The organism is Klebsiella sp. JN_Kp121 (assembly GCF_040062145.1).
GTDB classification, from domain to species: Bacteria; Pseudomonadota; Gammaproteobacteria; order Enterobacterales; family Enterobacteriaceae; genus Klebsiella; species Klebsiella aerogenes.
The window spans coordinates 183,947-202,779 of sequence record NZ_JBEAHX010000008.1 but is presented as its reverse complement, the minus strand read 5'-3'; the positions used below and the strand labels follow the sequence as shown (position 1 = coordinate 202,779).

The following is an 18,833-nucleotide window of genomic DNA, read 5'->3' as shown; positions in this document are numbered from 1 at the left end:
GGATGAGCAGATGAGAAAACCATTACAGATCGCCCTATTATCGCTAATGCTGTCGCCGCTCGCCGCCTTCGCCCAGCAACCGTTCCCCACGCCGGAGAAAGCCGCAAGCGCGCTGGCCGATGCGCTCAATCATCGTGATAAAGCCGCGCTCAATAATCTGCTCGGCGATAACTGGCAGCAGTTTTTACCCACCGATGGTATTGATCCCAATGCCGTCGACCGCTTTCAGCGCGACTGGCAGGTGAAACACGTCATTGTCCAGCAGGGTAATAGCGCCTGGCTTGATGTCGGTAGTGAAGCGTGGCGGTTGCCGATTCCCATTGTCAAAGATGAACAGGGCTGGCGTTTTGATATGGCGGCCGGAGAAGATGAAATTCTCACACGCGCCATCGGCCGCAATGAATTGTCGGCAATTGCCGCCATGCACGCCTACGTTGATGCCCAGCAGGATTACTATCAAATGAATCATCGCTGGGCGCAAAAAATCATCAGCAGCGAAGGCAAAAAAGATGGCCTGTACTGGCCAACCTCACCGGGCGAAACGCCCAGCCCGCTGGGGCCGGCCTTTAGCCCGGCTGAGCCCGGCGCCGGTTATCATGGCTACCGCTTCCGCATTATCGCCGATAACGATAACCAAGGCGTCGCCTTACTGGCCTGGCCGGTGGAATGGGGAGAAACCGGGGTGATGAGCTTCATGATCGATCAGAATGATCAAGTCTGGCAGGCGAACCTGGGCGAAGAGAGCGCGACGAAAGCGCAGGCAATTACGCATTTTGCCCCCGATTCAGCAGCGGGATGGCAGCCGATCAATCAATAAAAAAATGCCCGGTTGCGCGATAGCAACCGGGCACTCTCTTATGCTTAGCCCTGGTGCGGCATCAGCTCCGGATAACCGGCAAAAGCAGGTTTCTGACTGGTCAGCGCCGCTTCATCCGAGCTGATGCTCCCGGAATTTGCCGCCCACACCCCTTCATTCGTCTTCGTCACCAATTGATGCTGCGCATTCAGATCCTGGCCCATCGCCGCAATATGGGTACTTTCGGTACCGCCGCTGTTCGCCGCCCATGGAATGGTTACATCAGCCGCGCAGGCCATACCGGATACGAACATCGTGGCTAACAGCGCCGTGGTCAATAAGCGTTTCATCTCACACCTCAGATACATAATTAACTACCTATTAGTTTACTAGGTGACTATTTTCAAAGTATGTATGAGGTGTAGCGGTTTGTGAACAGGGACATAGTTCTAAACATTAGCGATAAAAAAAGCGGCTCTTAGAGCCGCTTATGCATTTTAGCTGAAAGAAAAAGTTACTTTTTCTTCGCTTTCGCGTTTGGCAGGTCGGTAATGCTACCTTCGAAGACTTCTGCCGCCAGGCCAACGGACTCATGCAGAGTCGGGTGAGCGTGGATAGTCAGCGCGATGTCTTCAGCGTCGCAGCCCATTTCGATAGCCAGACCGATTTCACCCAGCAGCTCGCCGCCGTTGGTGCCGACAATCGCGCCGCCGATAACACGGTGGGTCTCTTTGTCGAAGATCAGTTTGGTCATACCGTCTGCGCAGTCGGAAGCGATAGCACGGCCGGAAGCAGCCCACGGGAAGGTGGCGGTTTCGTAGCTGATGCCTTTCTCTTTCGCTTCTTTCTCAGTCAGGCCAACCCATGCCACTTCTGGCTCGGTGTAGGCGATGGACGGGATCACTTTCGGATCGAAGTAGTGTTTCAGGCCGGAGATAACTTCTGCGGCAACGTGACCTTCGTGTACGCCTTTGTGCGCCAGCATCGGCTGACCGACGATATCGCCGATAGCAAAGATGTGCGGCACGTTGGTGCGCATTTGTTTGTCAACGCGAATGAAGCCGCGATCGTCAACTTCCACGCCGGCTTTGCCTGCGTCGAGGTTTTTACCATTCGGCACGCGGCCGATAGCTACCAGCACCGCGTCGTAACGCTGCGCTTCCGCCGGGGCTTTTTTGCCTTCCATGGAAACGTAAATACCGTCTTCTTTTGCTTCAACGGCAGTCACTTTGGTTTCCAGCATCAGGTTGAATTTCTTGCTGATACGCTTGGTGAAGACTTTAACCACGTCTTTGTCGGCAGCCGGGATAACCTGGTCGAACATTTCAACCACGTCAATCTCTGAACCCAGCGCATGGTATACGGTACCCATTTCCAGACCGATGATACCGCCGCCCATAACCAGCATGCGTTTCGGTACAGATTTCAGTTCCAGAGCGTCGGTGGAATCCCAAACGCGCGGATCTTCATGCGGGATAAACGGCAGTTGAATCGGACGGGAGCCCGCCGCGATGATCGCATTGTCGAAGTTAATCACGGTTTTGCCGTTTTCGCCTTCAACTTCCAGGGTGTTAGCGCCGGTGAATTTACCCAGACCGTTAACCACCTTCACTTTACGACCTTTGGCCATGCCAGCCAGACCACCGGTCAGCTGAGTGATAACTTTTTCTTTCCAGGTGCGGATCTTGTCAATGTCGGTTTTCGGTTCGCCGAAAACGATGCCGTGTTCGGCCAGCGCTTTCGCTTCTTCGATAACTTTAGCAACGTGCAGCAGTGCTTTAGAAGGGATACAACCCACGTTCAGGCAAACACCGCCCAGGGAGCTGTAACGTTCTACGATGACGGTTTCCAGACCTAAATCAGCGCAACGGAAGGCTGCAGAGTAGCCTGCAGGACCTGCCCCAAGTACCACGACCTGAGTTTTGATTTCAGTACTCATCATGACCTCTGTAATTTATATCCGGCGGGTCTGACGCTTTTATTATTACGCCCAAGTCCACCGGGACGTTCTATCCGCGTGTATTTTACAAAATTGTTAACAATTTTTAAACAACAAACGGCAAACGATTTTGTCCTTTGTTGCTGATAATCCTCAACAGCCTGAGGTTATCAGAAAAAAGCCGGCCGTCAGGCCGGCTTTTTCGCTTACATCACCAGGCGGCGAATGTCGCTCAAGGTGTTGTTAATGATGGTAATGAAGCGGGCACCATCAGCACCGTCGATGACGCGGTGGTCGAAGGACAGAGAGATCGGCAGCATCAGACGCGGAACGAACTCTTTACCATTCCATACCGGCTCCATCGCGGACTTAGACACGCCCAGGATGGCCACTTCCGGCGCGTTAACAATCGGCGCGAAGTGGGTAGTACCCAGGCCGCCGATGCTGGAGATGGTGAAGCAACCGCCCTGCATTTCGCCAGCAGTCAGCTTGCCATCGCGCGCTTTCTTCGAGATGGTGGTCAGCTCGCGAGACAGCTCGGTGATGCTCTTCTTGTTCACGTCTTTAAAGACCGGAACCACCAGACCGTTCGGAGTATCAACCGCCACACCGATGTTGATGTATTTCTTCAGCGTCAGGCGCTGACCGTCTTCGGACAGCGAGCTGTTGAAGCGCGGCATCTGCTCAAGCGCAGCGGCAACGGCTTTCATGATGAAGACCACTGGGGTGAATTTCACGTCCAGTTTGCGCTTCTCAGCTTCGGCATTCTGCTGCTTGCGGAACGCTTCCAGATCGGTGATATCGGTTTTGTCGAAGTGCGTAACGTGCGGGATCATCACCCAGTTACGGCTCAGGTTAGCGCCAGAGATTTTCTGGATACGACCCAGTTCCACTTCTTCGATTTCGCCAAACTTGCTGAAGTCAACTTTCGGCCATGGCAGCATGCCCGGCAGACCGCCGCCTGCGGCAGCAGCCGGTGCGGATTCAGCGCGTTTAACCGCTTCTTTCACGTAAGCCTGAACGTCTTCGCGCAGGATACGACCTTTACGGCCGGTCCCTTTCACTTTCGCCAGGTTTACGCCGAACTCGCGCGCCAGGCGGCGAATCAGCGGAGTCGCGTGAACGTAAGCTTCGTTTTCAGCGAATTCGGTTTTACCTTCTGCTTTCGCAGCCGGCGCGGCAGCTTTCTGAGCCGGTGCAGGTGCAGCAGCCGGTGCCGGTGCCGCGGCCTGAGCCGGAGCAGCAGCAGGCGCGGCGCCTTCCACTTCGAAGACCATGATCAGAGAGCCGGTGGATACTTTGTCGCCGGTGCTGATTTTGATCTCTTTAACGGTACCCGCGAACGGCGCCGGAACTTCCATAGAAGCTTTGTCGCCTTCGACGGTGATCAGTGACTGCTCAGCAGCCACTTTATCGCCAACTTTTACCATCACTTCGGTAACTTCAACTTCGTCGCCGCCGATATCCGGTACGTTAACGTCTTTCACGCCAGCCGCTGCAGCTGGTGCCGCGGCAGCCGGAGCGGCAGCCTGTGCCGGAGCGGCTGCAGGCGCAGCGCCCGCCACTTCGAAGATCATGATCAGGGAGCCGGTGGACACTTTGTCGCCGGTGTTGATTTTGATCTCTTTAACGGTACCCGCGAACGGCGCCGGAACTTCCATAGAAGCTTTGTCGCCTTCGACGGTGATCAGGGATTGCTCAGCGGCAATAGTGTCGCCCACTTTAACCATGATCTCGGTGACTTCAACTTCATCGCCGCCGATATCCGGTACGTGAACTTCTTTCGCTGCGCTTGCCGCCGGCGCTGCTGCCGGTGCCGGAGCAGCCGCTTTCTCTTCCTGCGCAGGTGCAGCGGCTGCTGCACCTTCGGCGGAATCGAAAATCATGATCAGTTTGCCAGTCTCGGTTTTGTCGCCGACGGAGACTTTAATCTCTTTCACGACGCCAGCCTGCGGAGACGGAACTTCCATAGAGGCCTTGTCGCCTTCTACGGTGATCAGCGACTGTTCAGCTTCAACTTTGTCGCCAACTTTGACCAGGATCTCGGTGATTTCAACTTCATCAGCCCCGATGTCCGGTACTTTGATTTCGATAGCCATTATTCTCTTACCTCTTACGCCAGACGCGGGTTAACTTTTTCTGCATCGATGTCGAATTTAGCAATGGCGTCAGCCACAACTTTCTTATCGATTTCACCACGTTTAGCCAGTTCGCCCAGCGCCGCAACGACCACGTAGGAAGCATCAACTTCGAAGTGGTGACGCAGGTTTTCACGGCTGTCGGAACGACCGAAGCCATCGGTACCCAGTACGCGGTAATCATCAGCCGGTACGTAAGTACGAACCTGCTCGGCGAACAGTTTCATATAGTCAGTGGATGCTACAGCCGGAGCGTCGTTCATCACCTGAGCGATGTACGGTACGCGCGGAGTTTCCAGCGGGTGCAGCATGTTCCAGCGTTCGCAATCCTGGCCATCACGCGCCAGTTCGGTGAAGGAGGTGACGCTATACACGTCAGAACCTACGCCGTAATCTTTCGCCAGGATCTGCGCTGCTTCACGAACGTGACGCAGGATAGAACCGGAGCCCAGCAGCTGAACTTTACCTTTGCTACCTTCGAGGGTTTCGAGTTTGTAGATACCTTTACGGATACCTTCCTCGGCGCCTTCCGGCATGGCCGGCATGTGGTAGTTTTCGTTCAGTGTAGTGATGTAGTAGTAAACGTTCTCTTGCGCTTCGCCGTACATACGTACCAGACCGTCATGCATGATGACAGCGACTTCGTACGCGTAAGACGGGTCGTAGGAGATACAGTTCGGGATAGTCAGCGACTGAATGTGGCTGTGACCATCTTCGTGCTGCAGACCTTCGCCGTTCAGCGTAGTACGACCGGAAGTACCGCCAATCAGGAAGCCGCGAGCCTGCTGATCGCCAGCCGCCCAGCACAGATCGCCGATACGCTGGAAGCCGAACATCGAGTAGTAGATGTAGAACGGAATCATCGGCAGGTCGTTGGTGCTGTAGGAGGTCGCAGCAGCCAGCCAGGATGCGCCTGCGCCCAGCTCGTTAATACCTTCCTGCAGAATCTGGCCTTTCTCGTCTTCTTTGTAGTATGCAACCTGCTCACGGTCCTGCGGGGTGTACTGCTGGCCGTTCGGGCTGTAGATACCGATCTGACGGAACAGACCTTCCATACCGAAAGTACGCGCTTCATCGGCGATGATCGGCACCAGACGATCTTTGATCGACTTGTTCTTCAGCATCACGTTCAGGGCACGAACGAAAGCGATAGTGGTAGAGATTTCTTTGTTTTGCTCTTCCAGCAGCGCGCTGAAGTCGGCCAGAGTCGGCAGCTCCAGTTTCTCAGTGAATTTCGGCTGACGAGTCGGCAGGTAGCCGTTCAGCTTTTCACGTTGAGCGTGCAGGTAAGTGTGCTCTTCGGAACCTTCCGGGAAGGTCACGTACGGCAGTTTTTCGATATCGGCATCAGCCACCGGCACGTTGAAACGATCGCGGACGTAGCGAACGCCGTCCATGTTCATTTTCTTAACCTGGTGCGCGATGTTTTTACCTTCCGCGGTGTCGCCCATACCATAACCTTTAATGGTATGCGCCAGAATCACAGTCGGCTGGCCTTTGGTTTCCTGCGCTTTTTTCAGTGCAGCGTAGACTTTCTTCGGATCGTGACCGCCACGGTTCAGGGCCCAGATCTGCTCGTCAGTCCAGTCGGCAACCAGCGCGGCGGTTTCCGGATATTTACCGAAGAAGTGCTCACGAACGTAGGCGCCGTCTTTGGATTTGAAGGTCTGGTAGTCGCCGTCAACGGTTTCGTTCATCAGCTGAATCAGCTTACCGCTGGTGTCTTTACGCAGCAGCTCATCCCAACGACCGCCCCAGATAACCTTGATAACGTTCCAGCCAGCACCACCGAAGATGCCTTCCAGTTCGTTAATGATTTTACCGTTACCGGTGACCGGGCCGTCCAGACGCTGCAGGTTGCAGTTGATGACGAAGACCAGGTTATCCAGTTTTTCACGGGTCGCGATGGTGATAGCGCCTTTAGATTCCGGCTCATCCATCTCGCCATCGCCCAGGAAGGCGTAAACGGTTTGCGCAGAGGTGTCTTTCAGACCACGGTGTTCCAGATATTTCAGGAATTTAGCCTGATAGATTGCGCCCAACGGCCCCAGACCCATTGATACGGTCGGGAACTGCCAGAATTCCGGCATCAGTTTCGGGTGCGGATAAGAGGACAGACCATTACCGTGAACTTCCTGACGGAAGTTGTTCATCTGCTCTTCAGTCAGACGACCTTCCAGGAAGGCACGTGCATATACGCCCGGAGAGATGTGGCCCTGGAAGTAAACCAGATCGCCGCCGTCTTTCTCAGTGCGCGCACGGAAGAAGTGGTTGAAGCAAACTTCGTAGAAGGTAGCGGAAGACTGGTAGGATGCCATGTGGCCACCCAGCTCCAGATCTTTCTTCGATGCGCGCAGAACGGTCATGATGGCGTTCCAACGGATCGCTGAACGAATACGGCGTTCCAGCTCCAGATTGCCCGGGTATTCCGGTTCATCTTCAACGGCAATAGTGTTGACGTAATTATGCGCTGCCGCACCGGCCGCTACTTTCACGCCGCCTTTGCGGGCCTCAGAAAGAAGCTGGTCGATCAGATACTGAGCACGCTCAACACCTTCTTCACGGATGACCGATTCGATCGCCTGTTGCCAGTCGCGAGTTTCGATCGGATCCACGTCATTCTGGAAACGTTCTGACATGGGGGTATTCCTTATCTATCTAATCGTTGATTTAACTGGAACCTGTCCCATTGAACTCTTTAGCGTTTCACTCTGATGAACAACCAAGAATTCAATAAGACAGGTTCTGCGTTTAGTTGCCGCGCTCTAAAAAATGGCGCTTAAGAACCGGAGTTCTCGTCCTTTCGTTGCTGTAAACGACGCAGTGAACGTTCTCTACGACTCTGTTCACGGCTACGATCCAGCAAAATTTCCTCAATGAACGCCAGGTGACGGTGCGACGCCTCACGCGCCTGCTCCGGCTCCCCGGCCATTATCGCCTCGAAAATGCGAGTACGATGGTTGCTGACCAACGGGAGCATTTCCCGGCGGGCATACAGCAATTCAAAGTTCTGACGAACGTTTTGTGCCAGCATCGGCTCCATACACCTTAGCAGATGGAGCAACACCACATTGTGCGCCGCTTCGGTGACGGCGATTTGGTACTGGACGACAGCGCCGGATTCGGCGTCGAGATCGCCGGACTGTTGGGCCCGCTCAATGGCTTGATGCAGCTCGCGAATACGGTCGCGATCTTCATCATTGCTGCGCAGCGCCGCGTAATAAGCCGCGATGCCTTCCAGCGCGTGACGGGTTTCCAGCAAATCGAATTGGGATTCAGGGTGGTCGGACAGGAGCTCGACCAACGGGTCGCTAAAGCTCTGCCACAGGCTGCTTTGTACAAAGGTTCCACCGCCCTGGCGACGAAGCAACAGGCCCTTGGCTTCGAGGCGTTGAATCGCCTCACGGAGCGAGGGACGGGAAACGTCGAACTGTTTTGCCAGTTCGCGTTCAGGCGGGAGTTTTTCACCGGGGCGCAACGTCCCCTCAAGAATCAGAAACTCCAGCTGCTGCTCTATCACATCAGAAAGTTTTGGTTGGCGGATCTTGCTGTAGGCCATATTCCCTGTCTCTGCCATTCGCCCGGAGTCAATTGGTCTTACCAATTTAAAGTTCGTAGCGCTAAAGTAACAAAGTATTCACCTCCTGTCCATACAGGTTTTGATTGAAATCAGTAAACCTGGCCTTTTTTAACAACCTTACAGAAATAACGTTTCAGAAATGTAACCTTGCACAAAACTTACATTTACCCAGCAAGGGGTAGCATTAACTTTATATAAACGAAAAATTACGCTTTCTGAACCGATTCAAGAAGCGAAAAAGTGCATTTATAAACCAATAAAGTGAATAGATAACCAATAAAGGGTAGCGGTGGCGGTGGTAAGAAAAAATGACAAACGGTGTCTTTTTGTTCGTTCCGTCATCATCCCTTCATAAAGCAGGTGCATTCGCACGCCCTTACCATTATTCTGCATCAGGCGAAAGGTCTTTGAGGGAATTTCCGCTTTGCTTTCCGTAAAGAAATCAATACAAAAATGGAATTTCATAATTACACAAACACAACAATGTGTGCGTTGCGTCACTCGGGTAAAAACTGGCCTCAAACACCTTGAAATTAGCTAACTATGCTATTTGGCAGAGACGGACAGCAAAGCAGCAACCTGAAGGATGAAGCGTATAAACATAATAACCACACACGAGGTTTCATGATGGAAGGTCAACAGCATGGCGATCGACTCAAGCGCGGCTTGAAGAACCGCCATATACAGCTCATTGCGCTAGGAGGCGCTATTGGTACGGGCTTATTCCTGGGTAGTGCGTCAGTGATTCAATCTGCAGGTCCTGGTATTATTCTCGGCTACGCTATCGCCGGGTTTATCGCCTTCCTGATCATGCGTCAACTCGGCGAGATGGTCGTCGAAGAACCGGTGGCCGGTTCATTCAGCCATTTTGCTTATAAATACTGGGGCGGCTTTGCCGGCTTTGCCTCCGGCTGGAACTATTGGGTGCTGTATGTGCTTGTCGCCATGGCGGAGCTGACCGCCGTGGGCAAATATATCCAGTTCTGGTGGCCGGAAATCCCTACCTGGGCCTCCGCGGCGGTCTTCTTCATCGCCATTAACGCCATTAACCTGACCAACGTAAAAGTGTTCGGCGAAATGGAGTTCTGGTTCGCGATTATTAAAGTCGTCGCGGTAGTGGCCATGATTCTGTTCGGCGCCTGGTTGTTGTTCAGCGGCAACGGCGGCCCGCAGGCGACGGTCAGTAACCTGTGGGATCAGGGCGGTTTCCTGCCGCACGGCTTCACCGGGCTGGTAATGATGATGGCGATCATTATGTTCTCCTTCGGCGGCCTGGAACTGGTGGGTATCACCGCGGCGGAAGCGGACAACCCGGAAAAGAGCATCCCGAAAGCCACTAACCAGGTTATCTACCGTATCCTTATTTTCTATGTAGGCTCCCTGGCCGTGCTGCTCTCACTGCTGCCGTGGACGCGCGTCACCGCCGATACCAGCCCGTTCGTCCTGATCTTCCACGAACTCGGCGACACGCTGGTGGCAAACGCCCTCAACATCGTAGTGCTGACCGCCGCGCTCTCGGTTTACAACAGCTGCGTATACTGTAACAGCCGTATGCTGTTCGGCCTGGCGCAGCAGGGTAATGCGCCGAAAGCGCTGCTGACCCTCGATAAACGCGGCGTACCGGTCAACACCATTATGGTATCCGCCGTAGTCACCGCGCTGTGCGTGCTGATCAACTACCTGGCGCCGGAATCGGCGTTCGGACTGCTGATGGCGCTGGTTGTCTCCGCGCTAGTGATTAACTGGGCGATGATTAGCCTCGCGCACATCAAATTCCGTCGCGCCAAGCAGCAGGAAGGCGTGAAAACACGTTTCCCGGCGCTGTTCTACCCGTTGGGTAACTGGGTATGCCTGCTGTTTATGGTCGCGGTACTGGCCATCATGCTGATGACCCCGGGGATGGCGATTTCGGTGTGGCTGATACCGGTATGGATTGCCGTTCTCGGCGTTGGCTATCTGTTTAAACAGAAAAGCGCCGGCGTCGTAAAAGCACAATAATACATCTCGTCACGCCGTGTCCGTCCTTTAGCGACGGGCACGGCGCATTGTTATCTGCTTCACACTTTCCTTCCTGTAACAGTTTTATCCATATCGATGACGGATTACTGCAACGTAATTCCCGACGCTAAGACCAATAATTCTCTCCAGACTGCAATGGAGAGTTCCAGGATGACAGGCAATAAACTTTCGCTGAAAGAAAAGATTGGCTACGGGATGGGCGATGCCGGATGTAACATTATCTTTGGCGCCATCATGTTGTTCGTTAACTATTTTTATACGGATATTTTTGGTCTTGCCCCGGCGCTGGTTGGGGTGTTGCTGCTTTCGGTGCGCGTCATCGACGCCGTCACCGACCCGATCATGGGGGCGATGGCCGACCGCACTCGCAGTAAATATGGCCGCTTTCGCCCATGGCTGCTGTGGATGGCCTTCCCCTACGCCCTGTTCAGCGTGCTGATGTTCACCACCCCGGAATGGACCTACAACAGCAAGGTTATCTATGCCTTCGTCACTTACTTCCTGCTGTCGATAACCTATACCGCGATTAACATCCCCTACTGCTCTTTGGGGACGGTGATGACATCCGACCCGCAAGAACGTGTCGCCTGCCAGTCATACCGCTTTGTGCTGGTCGGTATCGCGACGCTTCTGCTCTCGCTGACTCTGCTGCCTATGGCGGAGTGGTTCGGCGGCGCTGATAAAGCCAAAGGTTATCAAATGGCGATGACCGTATTGGCGTTCATCGGCATGTGTATGTTTTTGTTCTGCTTCGCCACAGTACGCGAGCGCATCCGCCCGGCGGTCCAAACCAACGATGAGCTGAAAAAAGATCTCAAGGACGTGTGGAAAAACGACCAGTGGGTTCGCATTTTGCTCTTAACCCTGTGCAACGTTTGCCCCGGCTTTATCCGCATGGCCGCCACCATGTACTACGTCACCTGGGTGATGGGGCAAAGCACCCACTTCGCCACCCTGTTTATCAGCCTTGGCGTGGTCGGCATGATGATCGGCAGCATGCTGGCGAAAGTGCTGACCGACCGCTGGTGTAAACTGCAGGTCTTTTTCTGGACCAACATTGTACTGGCTGTCTTCTCCTGCGCGTTCTACTTCTTTAATCCGCATGCTACAACGCTGATTCTGGTGCTCTACTTCCTGCTCAATATCCTGCATCAAATCCCGTCGCCGCTGCACTGGTCGCTGATGTCCGACGTTGATGACTACGGCGAGTGGAAAACCGGTAAACGGATCACCGGCATCAGCTTCTCCGGTAACCTGTTCTTCCTGAAAGTGGGGCTGGCGGTCGCCGGGGCCATGGTGGGTTTCCTGCTGTCGTGGTACGGCTACGATGCCGGCGCGAAGCAGCAAAGCGCCTCGGCGCTAAACGGTATCGTACTGCTGTTCTCAGTGATCCCCGGCGTTGGCTACCTGATTACCGCAGGCGTCGTACGCCTGTTGAAAGTTGACCGTGATCTGATGCGCCAAATCCAGAGCGATCTGGAAAAACGCCGCAGTAACTACAGCGAACTGAATGAACTCCAGGAATTGAAAACCAGTGAACACGTAAGGAAAGCCTGATGAACAACTGGCCGAATCCCTTTATTGAACAACGCGCGGACCCTTTTATCCTGCGCCATCACGACAGCTACTATTTTATTGCCTCCGTGCCGGAATACGATCGGCTGGAGATTCGCCGTGCCGCCACGCTGGAAGGCCTGCGTGAAGCCGAGCCGGTGACCGTCTGGCGCAAGCCGCAAAGCGGTCCGATGAGCCAGCTGATTTGGGCGCCGGAGCTCCACCACATCGACGGCAAGTGGTATATCTATTTCGCCGCCGCCCCGACCCATGACCTCGACGCCCAGGGGATGTTCCAGCACCGGATGTTCGCCCTTGAGTGTACCGACAGCGATCCGCTCAGCGGCCGCTGGCAGGAAAAAGGGCAAATTATCACCCCGTTCGATACCTTCGCCCTCGATGCCACCACTTTCTGCCATCAAGGGAAACGCTGGTATTTATGGGCGCAGAAAGACCCGCAGATCGCCGGCAATACCAATCTCTATCTGGCGGAGCTGGAAAACCCGTGGACGCTAAAAGGCGCGCCGATCATGCTGAGTAAGCCGGAGTTTGCCTGGGAATGCCGGGGATTTATGGTCAATGAGGGGCCTGCGGTGCTGGTACACGGCGATAAGCTGTTTATCAGCTATTCCGCCAGCGCGACCGATGAAAACTACTGCATGGGATTATTATGGATAGATATTCAGGCCGATCCGCTACAGCCGGCTAACTGGCACAAATCCCCGCAGCCGGTATTTCGCACCAGCTACGAAAACCGCCAGTATGGTCCCGGCCACAATAGCTTTACGCAAACGCCGGAGGGGGAAGATGTGCTGGTGTACCACGCGCGCAACTACACCGAAATCGAAGGCGACCCGCTGTACGATCCTAACCGTCACACCCGGCTGAAGTTAGTGCGCTGGCAAGAAAACGGGATGCCCGACTTCGGCATCCCCCCTGCTGATACGCTGTAGCGAGTGAACAGCGAGCCGTCCGGGATCCAACGCCACCACTGGGATTTTCCCTGCTTGCGCTGCGCTTAGCAGGGCTACCACTTCTGCGCTTACCGGGCCGCGGACCGTAGGCCGGATAAGCGCAGCGCCATCCGGCGACATGAGTGCGCCAAGCCTAGCAGCGCCAGGCTTCGGGCCGTTAAATCAACGTTCCGTAGATGGTCAGCAGCGCCATAATCACCACCACCACCAGCGAGGTTTTCTTCGCCATGGAAACCGCCGCTTTTGGCGTCTCAACCGCATCGACGTGCGGCTCGCGGGCCAATGAGAACTGGGCCAGACGAGTTAATACCTGATACTGTGAAGAGTGACGATCGCCTAGCGAGGCAAACCACGCAGGCAGCGCTTTTTCGCCGTGCCCCAGCAGCGCGTATACCACGCCAACCAGGCGCACCGGCACCCAATCGACAATATGCAGAATACCGTCAATGCCGGACTGTAAACGATGGCGCGGCGTCTGATAGCGCGCAAGCCAGGTCTGCCAGGCGCGCAGGACGCTATAAGCGGTTAGCGTCAACAGCCCCCACGGGCCGCCGACCACCAGCCAGAACAGCGGCGCGAGATAGTAGCGATAGTTGATCCATAGCAGTGCGTTTTGCAGCTCGCGGAGATACTCCTGACGATCGCAGCCCGGCGGCACGCCGTGAATAAGCGTTAGTTCGCTGGCCATAGAATCGCAGGCGTGGCTATCGTTGTTCGCCGCCGCCTTCAGATAGGCATGATAATGCAGGCGCACCTTGCCCGCGCCAATGCACAGCAGGCCAAGCAAAATCCAGAACACCAGCAGCGGTACGTTAAATAGCTGCCCCTGTAGCAGGCGTTGAATAACGTACACCACCGCCACCGCGACGACGGTCATCAGCACGGTGCCGAACAGCGAGAAATGCCTCACGCGGCGGAACAGTACCTCCAGGCGATGATCGAGCTGCCAGTGCTCGCCAAGCTTGAACAGACGCTCGGCGATGAGAACCAGCAGCGTAGTAAACAACGTCATGGTATCTCCTTATGTGACGATGCGGCCAACATACCGCGGTATTTTGCCCAATCAAAGGCCGGGCCGGGATCCGTTTTACGTATCGGCGCGATATCGCAATGGCCGGTAATATTATCAGCAATACCAGGATAACGCTGGATGAGCGCCTGGGTAATCACCACTAACTGCTGGTACTGCGCCTCGGTGTAGGCCTGAGTATCCGTCCCTTCCAGCTCAATGCCGATCGAAAAATCATTGCAGCGCTCACGGCCGTGATAGCTGGAGACGCCCGCATGCCATGCGCGCTTATCAAAGGGTACATACTGGACTATCTCGCCATCGCGGCGAATCAGACAATGCGCCGAAACGCGCAGATGAGCAATCCCGGCGAAGTAAGGATGCGCGTCGGCATCCAATGTACCGGTAAATAGCGCGTCAATCCACGGGCCGCCAAACTCCCCCGGCGGCAGGCTGATATTATGTACCACCAGTAAAGAAGGGTTTTCATCGTCCGGGCGGCAATCGTGATGCGGCGAAGGCACCCGACGCGCGCCCACCAGCCATCCGCCATTCAACTGCATGGGGAATCTCCTTTCGCAAACGTGGATCCCGGCGGCCCCACAGGCGACGCGAAATCCATTGGGTATGAGTGGTACAGAAACGTGGTTCAGGTTAGCATGTTTCCCACTTCTGAATCTTATCTATCTGGAGCTTTATCATGACGCCTCGTCGCTACAGCCCCGACCGCCGCCGTGACGCGCTGCTGGAACGTATTAATCTCGATATTACCGACGCCGTCGCGCAATCACTACGCGAAGATCTGGGCGGCGAAGTTGACGCTAACAACGATATTAGCGCGCAATTATTGCCATCGGACGCGCGCTCTCACGCCGTCGTTATCACCCGCGAAGATGGGGTATTCTGCGGTAAGCGTTGGGTAGAAGAAGTTTTCATTCAGCTTGCCGCCGACGATGTCCGCATCACCTGGCACGTGGCTGACGGCGATACGGTAAAAGCCGATCAGCCGCTGTTCGAACTGGACGGGCCGTCGCGGGTGCTGCTGACCGGCGAACGCACCGCGCTGAATTTCGTGCAGACCCTCTCCGGGGTAGCAAGCGAAGTACGCCGCTACGTCGACCTGCTCAAAGGCACCAAAACGCAACTGCTTGATACGCGTAAAACGTTACCAGGCCTGCGCACCGCGTTGAAGTATGCGGTGCTGTGCGGCGGCGGCGCGAACCACCGTCTGGGCCTCTTCGACGCTTTCCTGATCAAAGAAAACCACATCATCGCCTCCGGTTCGGTACGCCAGGCGGTGGAAAAAGCCTTCTGGCTGCACCCGGATGTACCGGTGGAAGTCGAAGTCGAAACCCTGGATGAGCTGGACGAAGCGTTAAAAGCCGGCGCTGATATCATCATGCTCGACAATTTCACCACCGACCTGATGCGCGAGGCGGTAAAACGTACCAATGGCCAGGCGGCGCTGGAAGTCTCCGGCAACGTTACCTTCGATACCATTCGCGAATTCGCGGAAACCGGCGTTGACTATATTTCCGTCGGCGCACTCACCAAGCACGTACGGGCCCTCGACCTGTCCATGCGTTTTCGTTAATTCTCTCCCCGATATCCGCCGGGTATCGGGGTTATTTTTGCGAGACGCCTCGCACGCTTCCCGTGCATCTTTGAAAGCGCTACCGAAAAGCTGGATGCCTGCATCCTAAGCGTATTTTTCCTCCTCGCCGCCGCGACGTAATCGCGCCAAAGTCACCCCACAACCAACAAGGAGTGACTTATGGATAAGCAACGTGGTTTTACCCTGATCGAATTAATGGTGGTTATCGGCATTATCGCCATCCTCAGCGCCATCGGCATCCCTGCCTACCAAAACTACCTACGCAAAGCCGCCCTCACCGATATGCTGCAAACCTTTGTGCCCTACCGCACGGCAATAGAGCTGTGCGCGTTGGACCACGGCGGACTAACCAGCTGCGATGGCGGCAGTAACGGAATCCCTTCACCGTCGACTACCCGCTATGTATCGGCGATGAGCGTCGCCCAGGGGATGGTCACGCTGACCGGGCAGGAGAGCCTTAACGGCCTGGCCGTCACCCTGACCCCTTCCTGGGATAACGCCAACGGTATCACCGGTTGGCAGCGCGTCTGCGCCATCGGCGATGACAGCGCGTTAAAGCAGGCCTGCGAAGATGTCTTCCGCTTTAACTGAGGTGACAGCCATGAAAACCGAACAGCTACTCTCACTCTGTCAGCGCCATCACGCACTGTTGTTGAAGAGCGACGAGCAGACCATTGTTATCGCCGTTGTGGATACGCCGTCGCCAGAACTGATGGAAGCGCTGCGCTTCGCTACCCAAAAGCGCATCGATATTGAATGCTGGAGCCAGGAGCGGATGGATAAGCATCAGCATGAGGCACCGCGGTCAGCAGCAGACTCCGCCACGGGTAACCCCCAGGGCGTAACCGATCTACTGAATCAAATTCTGGAGCAGGCGCTGCGCCAGCGAGCCTCTGATATCCATATTGAGCCGGCGGAAAATCAGCTGCGGATACGCCTGCGTGTCGATGGCGTGTTGCATGCTCTACCGTTACTTGAGGCCGCGCTGGCTGCGCCAATAGCCGCACGGCTTAAGGTGCTGGGCAACCTCGATATTGCCGAGCATCGTCTACCGCAGGATGGACAGTTCACTCTGACGCTTACCGGGCGCACGGTCTCCTTTCGCATTGCAACCCTCCCCTGCCGCGGCGGGGAGAAAATCGTCCTGCGTTTATTACACCAGGTGGAGCAGGCGCTGGATCTGGAAGCTCTGGGGCTCTCCTCTCGTCAGCTTGCTTTTTTCCGCGCCGCATTGAACCAGCCGCAGGGGTTGCTACTGGTTACCGGGCCTACGGGGAGTGGCAAAACCGTCACCCTGTACAGCGCGCTGCAGGCGCGAAACCGCGAAGAGGTCAATATCTGCAGCGTGGAAGATCCGCTGGAGATCCCGCTTACCGGGCTCAACCAAACGCAGATCAACCCGCGATCCGGGCTTACCTTCCAGAGCGTCCTGCGGGCGCTGCTGCGTCAGGATCCGGATATCGTCATGGTCGGAGAAATTCGCGATGCCGAAACCGCGGAAATCGCCATTAAAGCCGCACAAACCGGGCATCTGGTGCTCTCTACATTGCATACTAACTCCACCAGCGAAACGTTAATTCGCCTGCAACAAATGGGCGTAGCGCGCTGGATGATCTCCTCGGCGCTATCGCTGGTGGTCGCCCAGCGGCTGGTGCGAAAACTGTGTCCCCACTGCCGGCGCGATGGCGGCCGCCCTACCGAGGTGCCGCACAGTCTTTGGCCACGCCCATTACCCGGCTGGCTGGCGGTTGGCTGCCCACAGTGCTACCACGGTTACTACGGCCGCCTGGCCTTATTCGAACTGCTGCCGGTGGATAGCGCGCTGCGTCAGGCCATTAATCGCGATCTCAGCGCGGCGGAAATCGAAACGCTGGCCCGCGAAGCCGGCATGATGACGCTGTTTGAAAGCGGCTGTGAAGCGGTGGAGCGTGGATTAACCACTCTTGAAGAGATTATCCGAGTGCTGGGGATCCAGCATGGCGACTAAGCAGCTTTGGCAGTGGCGGGGGATAGATAAGCAAGGAATGCAGTGTGAGGGCGTCCTGTGGCACGAGACGCGCGCGCAGGCGCTGGCATCACTGGAACAGCAGCGGATCCTGCCGCTGGAGCTGCGGCGTAAAACGGTACAGAATTCGCTGTGGCGCCCGCGCTACAGCGGTGAGGTTATCCGCCAGCTTGCCACGCTGCTGCAGGCTGGTTTACCGCTGGCTGAAGGGCTGGAGCTGCTGGCCCAACAACAGCCGCACAAACAGTGGCAGGCGTTGCTACGAGTGCTGGCGCAGGAACTGGCAAATGGCGTTTCTCTCTCCAGCGGCCTGGCGCAATGGCCGCAGGTCTTCCCCCCGCTCTATCTGGCGATGATCCGCACCGGCGAGCTCACCGGTAAGCTGGAACGCTGCTGCTTTCAACTCGCGCAACAGCAGCAAGAACAACAGCGTCTGACAGAAAAGGTAAAGAAGGCGCTGCGCTATCCGATCGTTATCCTGACATTAGCGCTGGCGCTGGTCGTGGCGATGCTGTTTTTCGTTCTGCCCGAATTTACCGCCACCTATCGGACCTTCAACACGCCGCTCCCCTTGCTGACGCAAATGGTCATTCACCTTGGCGATGCGTTGGCCCGCTACTGGCCGTTGCTGCCGCCTCTTTTTGCTATTCTACTTTTTCTCAACCGGCTAGCCCGGCGTCGGCCACGCTGGCTGCTGTTAAGGCAAAGATTATTTCACGCGATTCCAATAGCGGGTCGGCTGATCAACGGTCAGCAACTGAGCCAGATATTTACCATTCTTTCACTGACACAAAGCGCGGGTATAAGCTTTGTCCAGGGGCTGGAGAGCGTCGAGGAAACCGTGGGCTGCCCGCTGTGGCGGCAGCGGATTGCACAGGCGCGCGCAGAGATTATCCATGGCCAACCAATCTGGCAGGCGCTGACGAATTGTGGCGGATTTACCTCGCTGTGCCTGCAGCTCATTCGTACCGGCGAGGCATCAGGAGCGCTGGATACGATGCTCGATAACCTGGCGCGCCATCATAGCGAGCAAACTCATCAGCAGGCGGATAATCTGGCGACGCTGCTGGAGCCAATACTGCTGGTGGTGACCGGAACGATCGTCGGTGTGCTGGTGGTAGCGATGTACCTACCTGTTTTTCATCTGGGGGACGCGCTGGGCACAATGGGGAGTTAATGGCTGGCGCCAGAGCGCCAGCCATCG

At 55.7% G+C, this 18,833-nt stretch carries 15 protein-coding genes; 8 read left to right on the top strand and 7 right to left on the bottom strand.

Going from position 1 to position 18,833, the window contains the following annotated elements:
- The first annotated feature begins 10 nt into the window (after positions 1-10).
- The gene (locus ABLU86_RS13975; RefSeq protein WP_015368218.1) at positions 11-817 is read left to right on the top strand and encodes a DUF2950 family protein; all 807 of its coding nucleotides are present in this window, start codon (positions 11-13) and stop codon (positions 815-817) included.
- Positions 818-861: 44 nt separating this feature from the next.
- On the opposite strand, the gene ABLU86_RS13970 is transcribed toward ABLU86_RS13975, so the two are convergent.
- From ABLU86_RS13970 to pdhR, 5 genes are all read right to left on the bottom strand, one after another.
- Positions 862-1,146 carry a hypothetical protein gene (locus tag ABLU86_RS13970; RefSeq protein WP_015368219.1) on the bottom strand — a complete coding sequence of 95 codons (285 nt, stop codon included), beginning with the start codon at positions 1,144-1,146 and terminating at the stop codon, positions 862-864.
- A 164-nt stretch (positions 1,147-1,310) separates the two neighbouring features.
- Positions 1,311-2,735, bottom strand: coding sequence for a dihydrolipoyl dehydrogenase (gene lpdA, locus ABLU86_RS13965; protein ID WP_015368220.1), 1,425 nt, complete (start codon positions 2,733-2,735; stop codon positions 1,311-1,313).
- A gap of 206 nt (positions 2,736-2,941) precedes the next feature.
- The gene (aceF, locus tag ABLU86_RS13960) at positions 2,942-4,834 is read right to left on the bottom strand and encodes a pyruvate dehydrogenase complex dihydrolipoyllysine-residue acetyltransferase (protein WP_015704415.1); all 1,893 of its coding nucleotides are present in this window, start codon (positions 4,832-4,834) and stop codon (positions 2,942-2,944) included.
- Positions 4,835-4,848: 14 nt separating this feature from the next.
- Positions 4,849-7,512, bottom strand: a complete 2,664-nt coding sequence (aceE, locus tag ABLU86_RS13955) for a pyruvate dehydrogenase (acetyl-transferring), homodimeric type (RefSeq protein WP_015368222.1) — start codon at positions 7,510-7,512, stop codon at positions 4,849-4,851.
- 140 nt (positions 7,513-7,652) lie between these two features.
- The gene (pdhR, locus tag ABLU86_RS13950) at positions 7,653-8,432 is read right to left on the bottom strand and encodes a pyruvate dehydrogenase complex transcriptional repressor PdhR (protein WP_015368223.1); all 780 of its coding nucleotides are present in this window, start codon (positions 8,430-8,432) and stop codon (positions 7,653-7,655) included.
- A gap of 645 nt (positions 8,433-9,077) precedes the next feature.
- Between pdhR and aroP the strand changes: the two genes are divergently transcribed.
- From aroP to ABLU86_RS13935, 3 genes are all read left to right on the top strand, one after another.
- Positions 9,078-10,451 (top strand): aromatic amino acid transporter AroP, encoded by a 1,374-nt coding sequence (gene aroP / locus ABLU86_RS13945; protein ID WP_161801884.1) that lies wholly within the window; start codon positions 9,078-9,080, stop codon positions 10,449-10,451.
- 171 nt (positions 10,452-10,622) lie between these two features.
- On the top strand, positions 10,623-12,029 hold the full coding sequence (locus ABLU86_RS13940; RefSeq protein WP_045411574.1) for an MFS transporter: 1,407 nt from the start codon (positions 10,623-10,625) through the stop codon (positions 12,027-12,029).
- A complete protein-coding gene (locus tag ABLU86_RS13935) occupies positions 12,029-12,979 on the top strand; it encodes a family 43 glycosylhydrolase (RefSeq protein ID WP_020079602.1) in 951 nt (316 codons plus the stop codon). Before ABLU86_RS13940 ends, ABLU86_RS13935 begins: the two co-directional genes overlap by 1 nt.
- A gap of 178 nt (positions 12,980-13,157) precedes the next feature.
- Here ABLU86_RS13935 and ampE read toward each other — a convergent pair whose 3' ends face one another.
- Both ampE and ampD read right to left on the bottom strand, forming a co-directional pair.
- Positions 13,158-14,012: a beta-lactamase regulator AmpE gene (gene ampE, locus ABLU86_RS13930; protein WP_032709890.1), complete on the bottom strand. Its 855-nt coding sequence runs from the start codon at positions 14,010-14,012 to the stop codon at positions 13,158-13,160.
- A complete protein-coding gene (ampD, locus tag ABLU86_RS13925; RefSeq protein ID WP_015704411.1) occupies positions 14,009-14,572 on the bottom strand; it encodes a 1,6-anhydro-N-acetylmuramyl-L-alanine amidase AmpD in 564 nt (187 codons plus the stop codon). The genes ampE and ampD overlap by 4 nt, the downstream gene beginning before the upstream one ends.
- Positions 14,573-14,709: 137 nt before the next feature.
- Between ampD and nadC the strand changes: the two genes are divergently transcribed.
- The 4 genes from nadC (at position 14,710) to hofC (ending at position 18,806) form a co-directional block, all read left to right on the top strand.
- Positions 14,710-15,603 carry a carboxylating nicotinate-nucleotide diphosphorylase gene (gene nadC / locus ABLU86_RS13920; RefSeq protein ID WP_348796302.1) on the top strand — a complete coding sequence of 298 codons (894 nt, stop codon included), beginning with the start codon at positions 14,710-14,712 and terminating at the stop codon, positions 15,601-15,603.
- Between the two features lie 180 nt (positions 15,604-15,783).
- Positions 15,784-16,215 carry a prepilin peptidase-dependent pilin gene (gene ppdD / locus ABLU86_RS13915; protein WP_142689466.1) on the top strand — a complete coding sequence of 144 codons (432 nt, stop codon included), beginning with the start codon at positions 15,784-15,786 and terminating at the stop codon, positions 16,213-16,215.
- 10 nt (positions 16,216-16,225) lie between these two features.
- Positions 16,226-17,611: a type II secretion system protein GspE gene (gene gspE / locus ABLU86_RS13910; protein ID WP_032706646.1), complete on the top strand. Its 1,386-nt coding sequence runs from the start codon at positions 16,226-16,228 to the stop codon at positions 17,609-17,611.
- Positions 17,601-18,806, top strand: coding sequence for a protein transport protein HofC (gene hofC / locus ABLU86_RS13905; RefSeq protein WP_348796303.1), 1,206 nt, complete (start codon positions 17,601-17,603; stop codon positions 18,804-18,806). The genes gspE and hofC overlap by 11 nt, the downstream gene beginning before the upstream one ends.
- Positions 18,807-18,833: the final 27 nt, after the last annotated feature.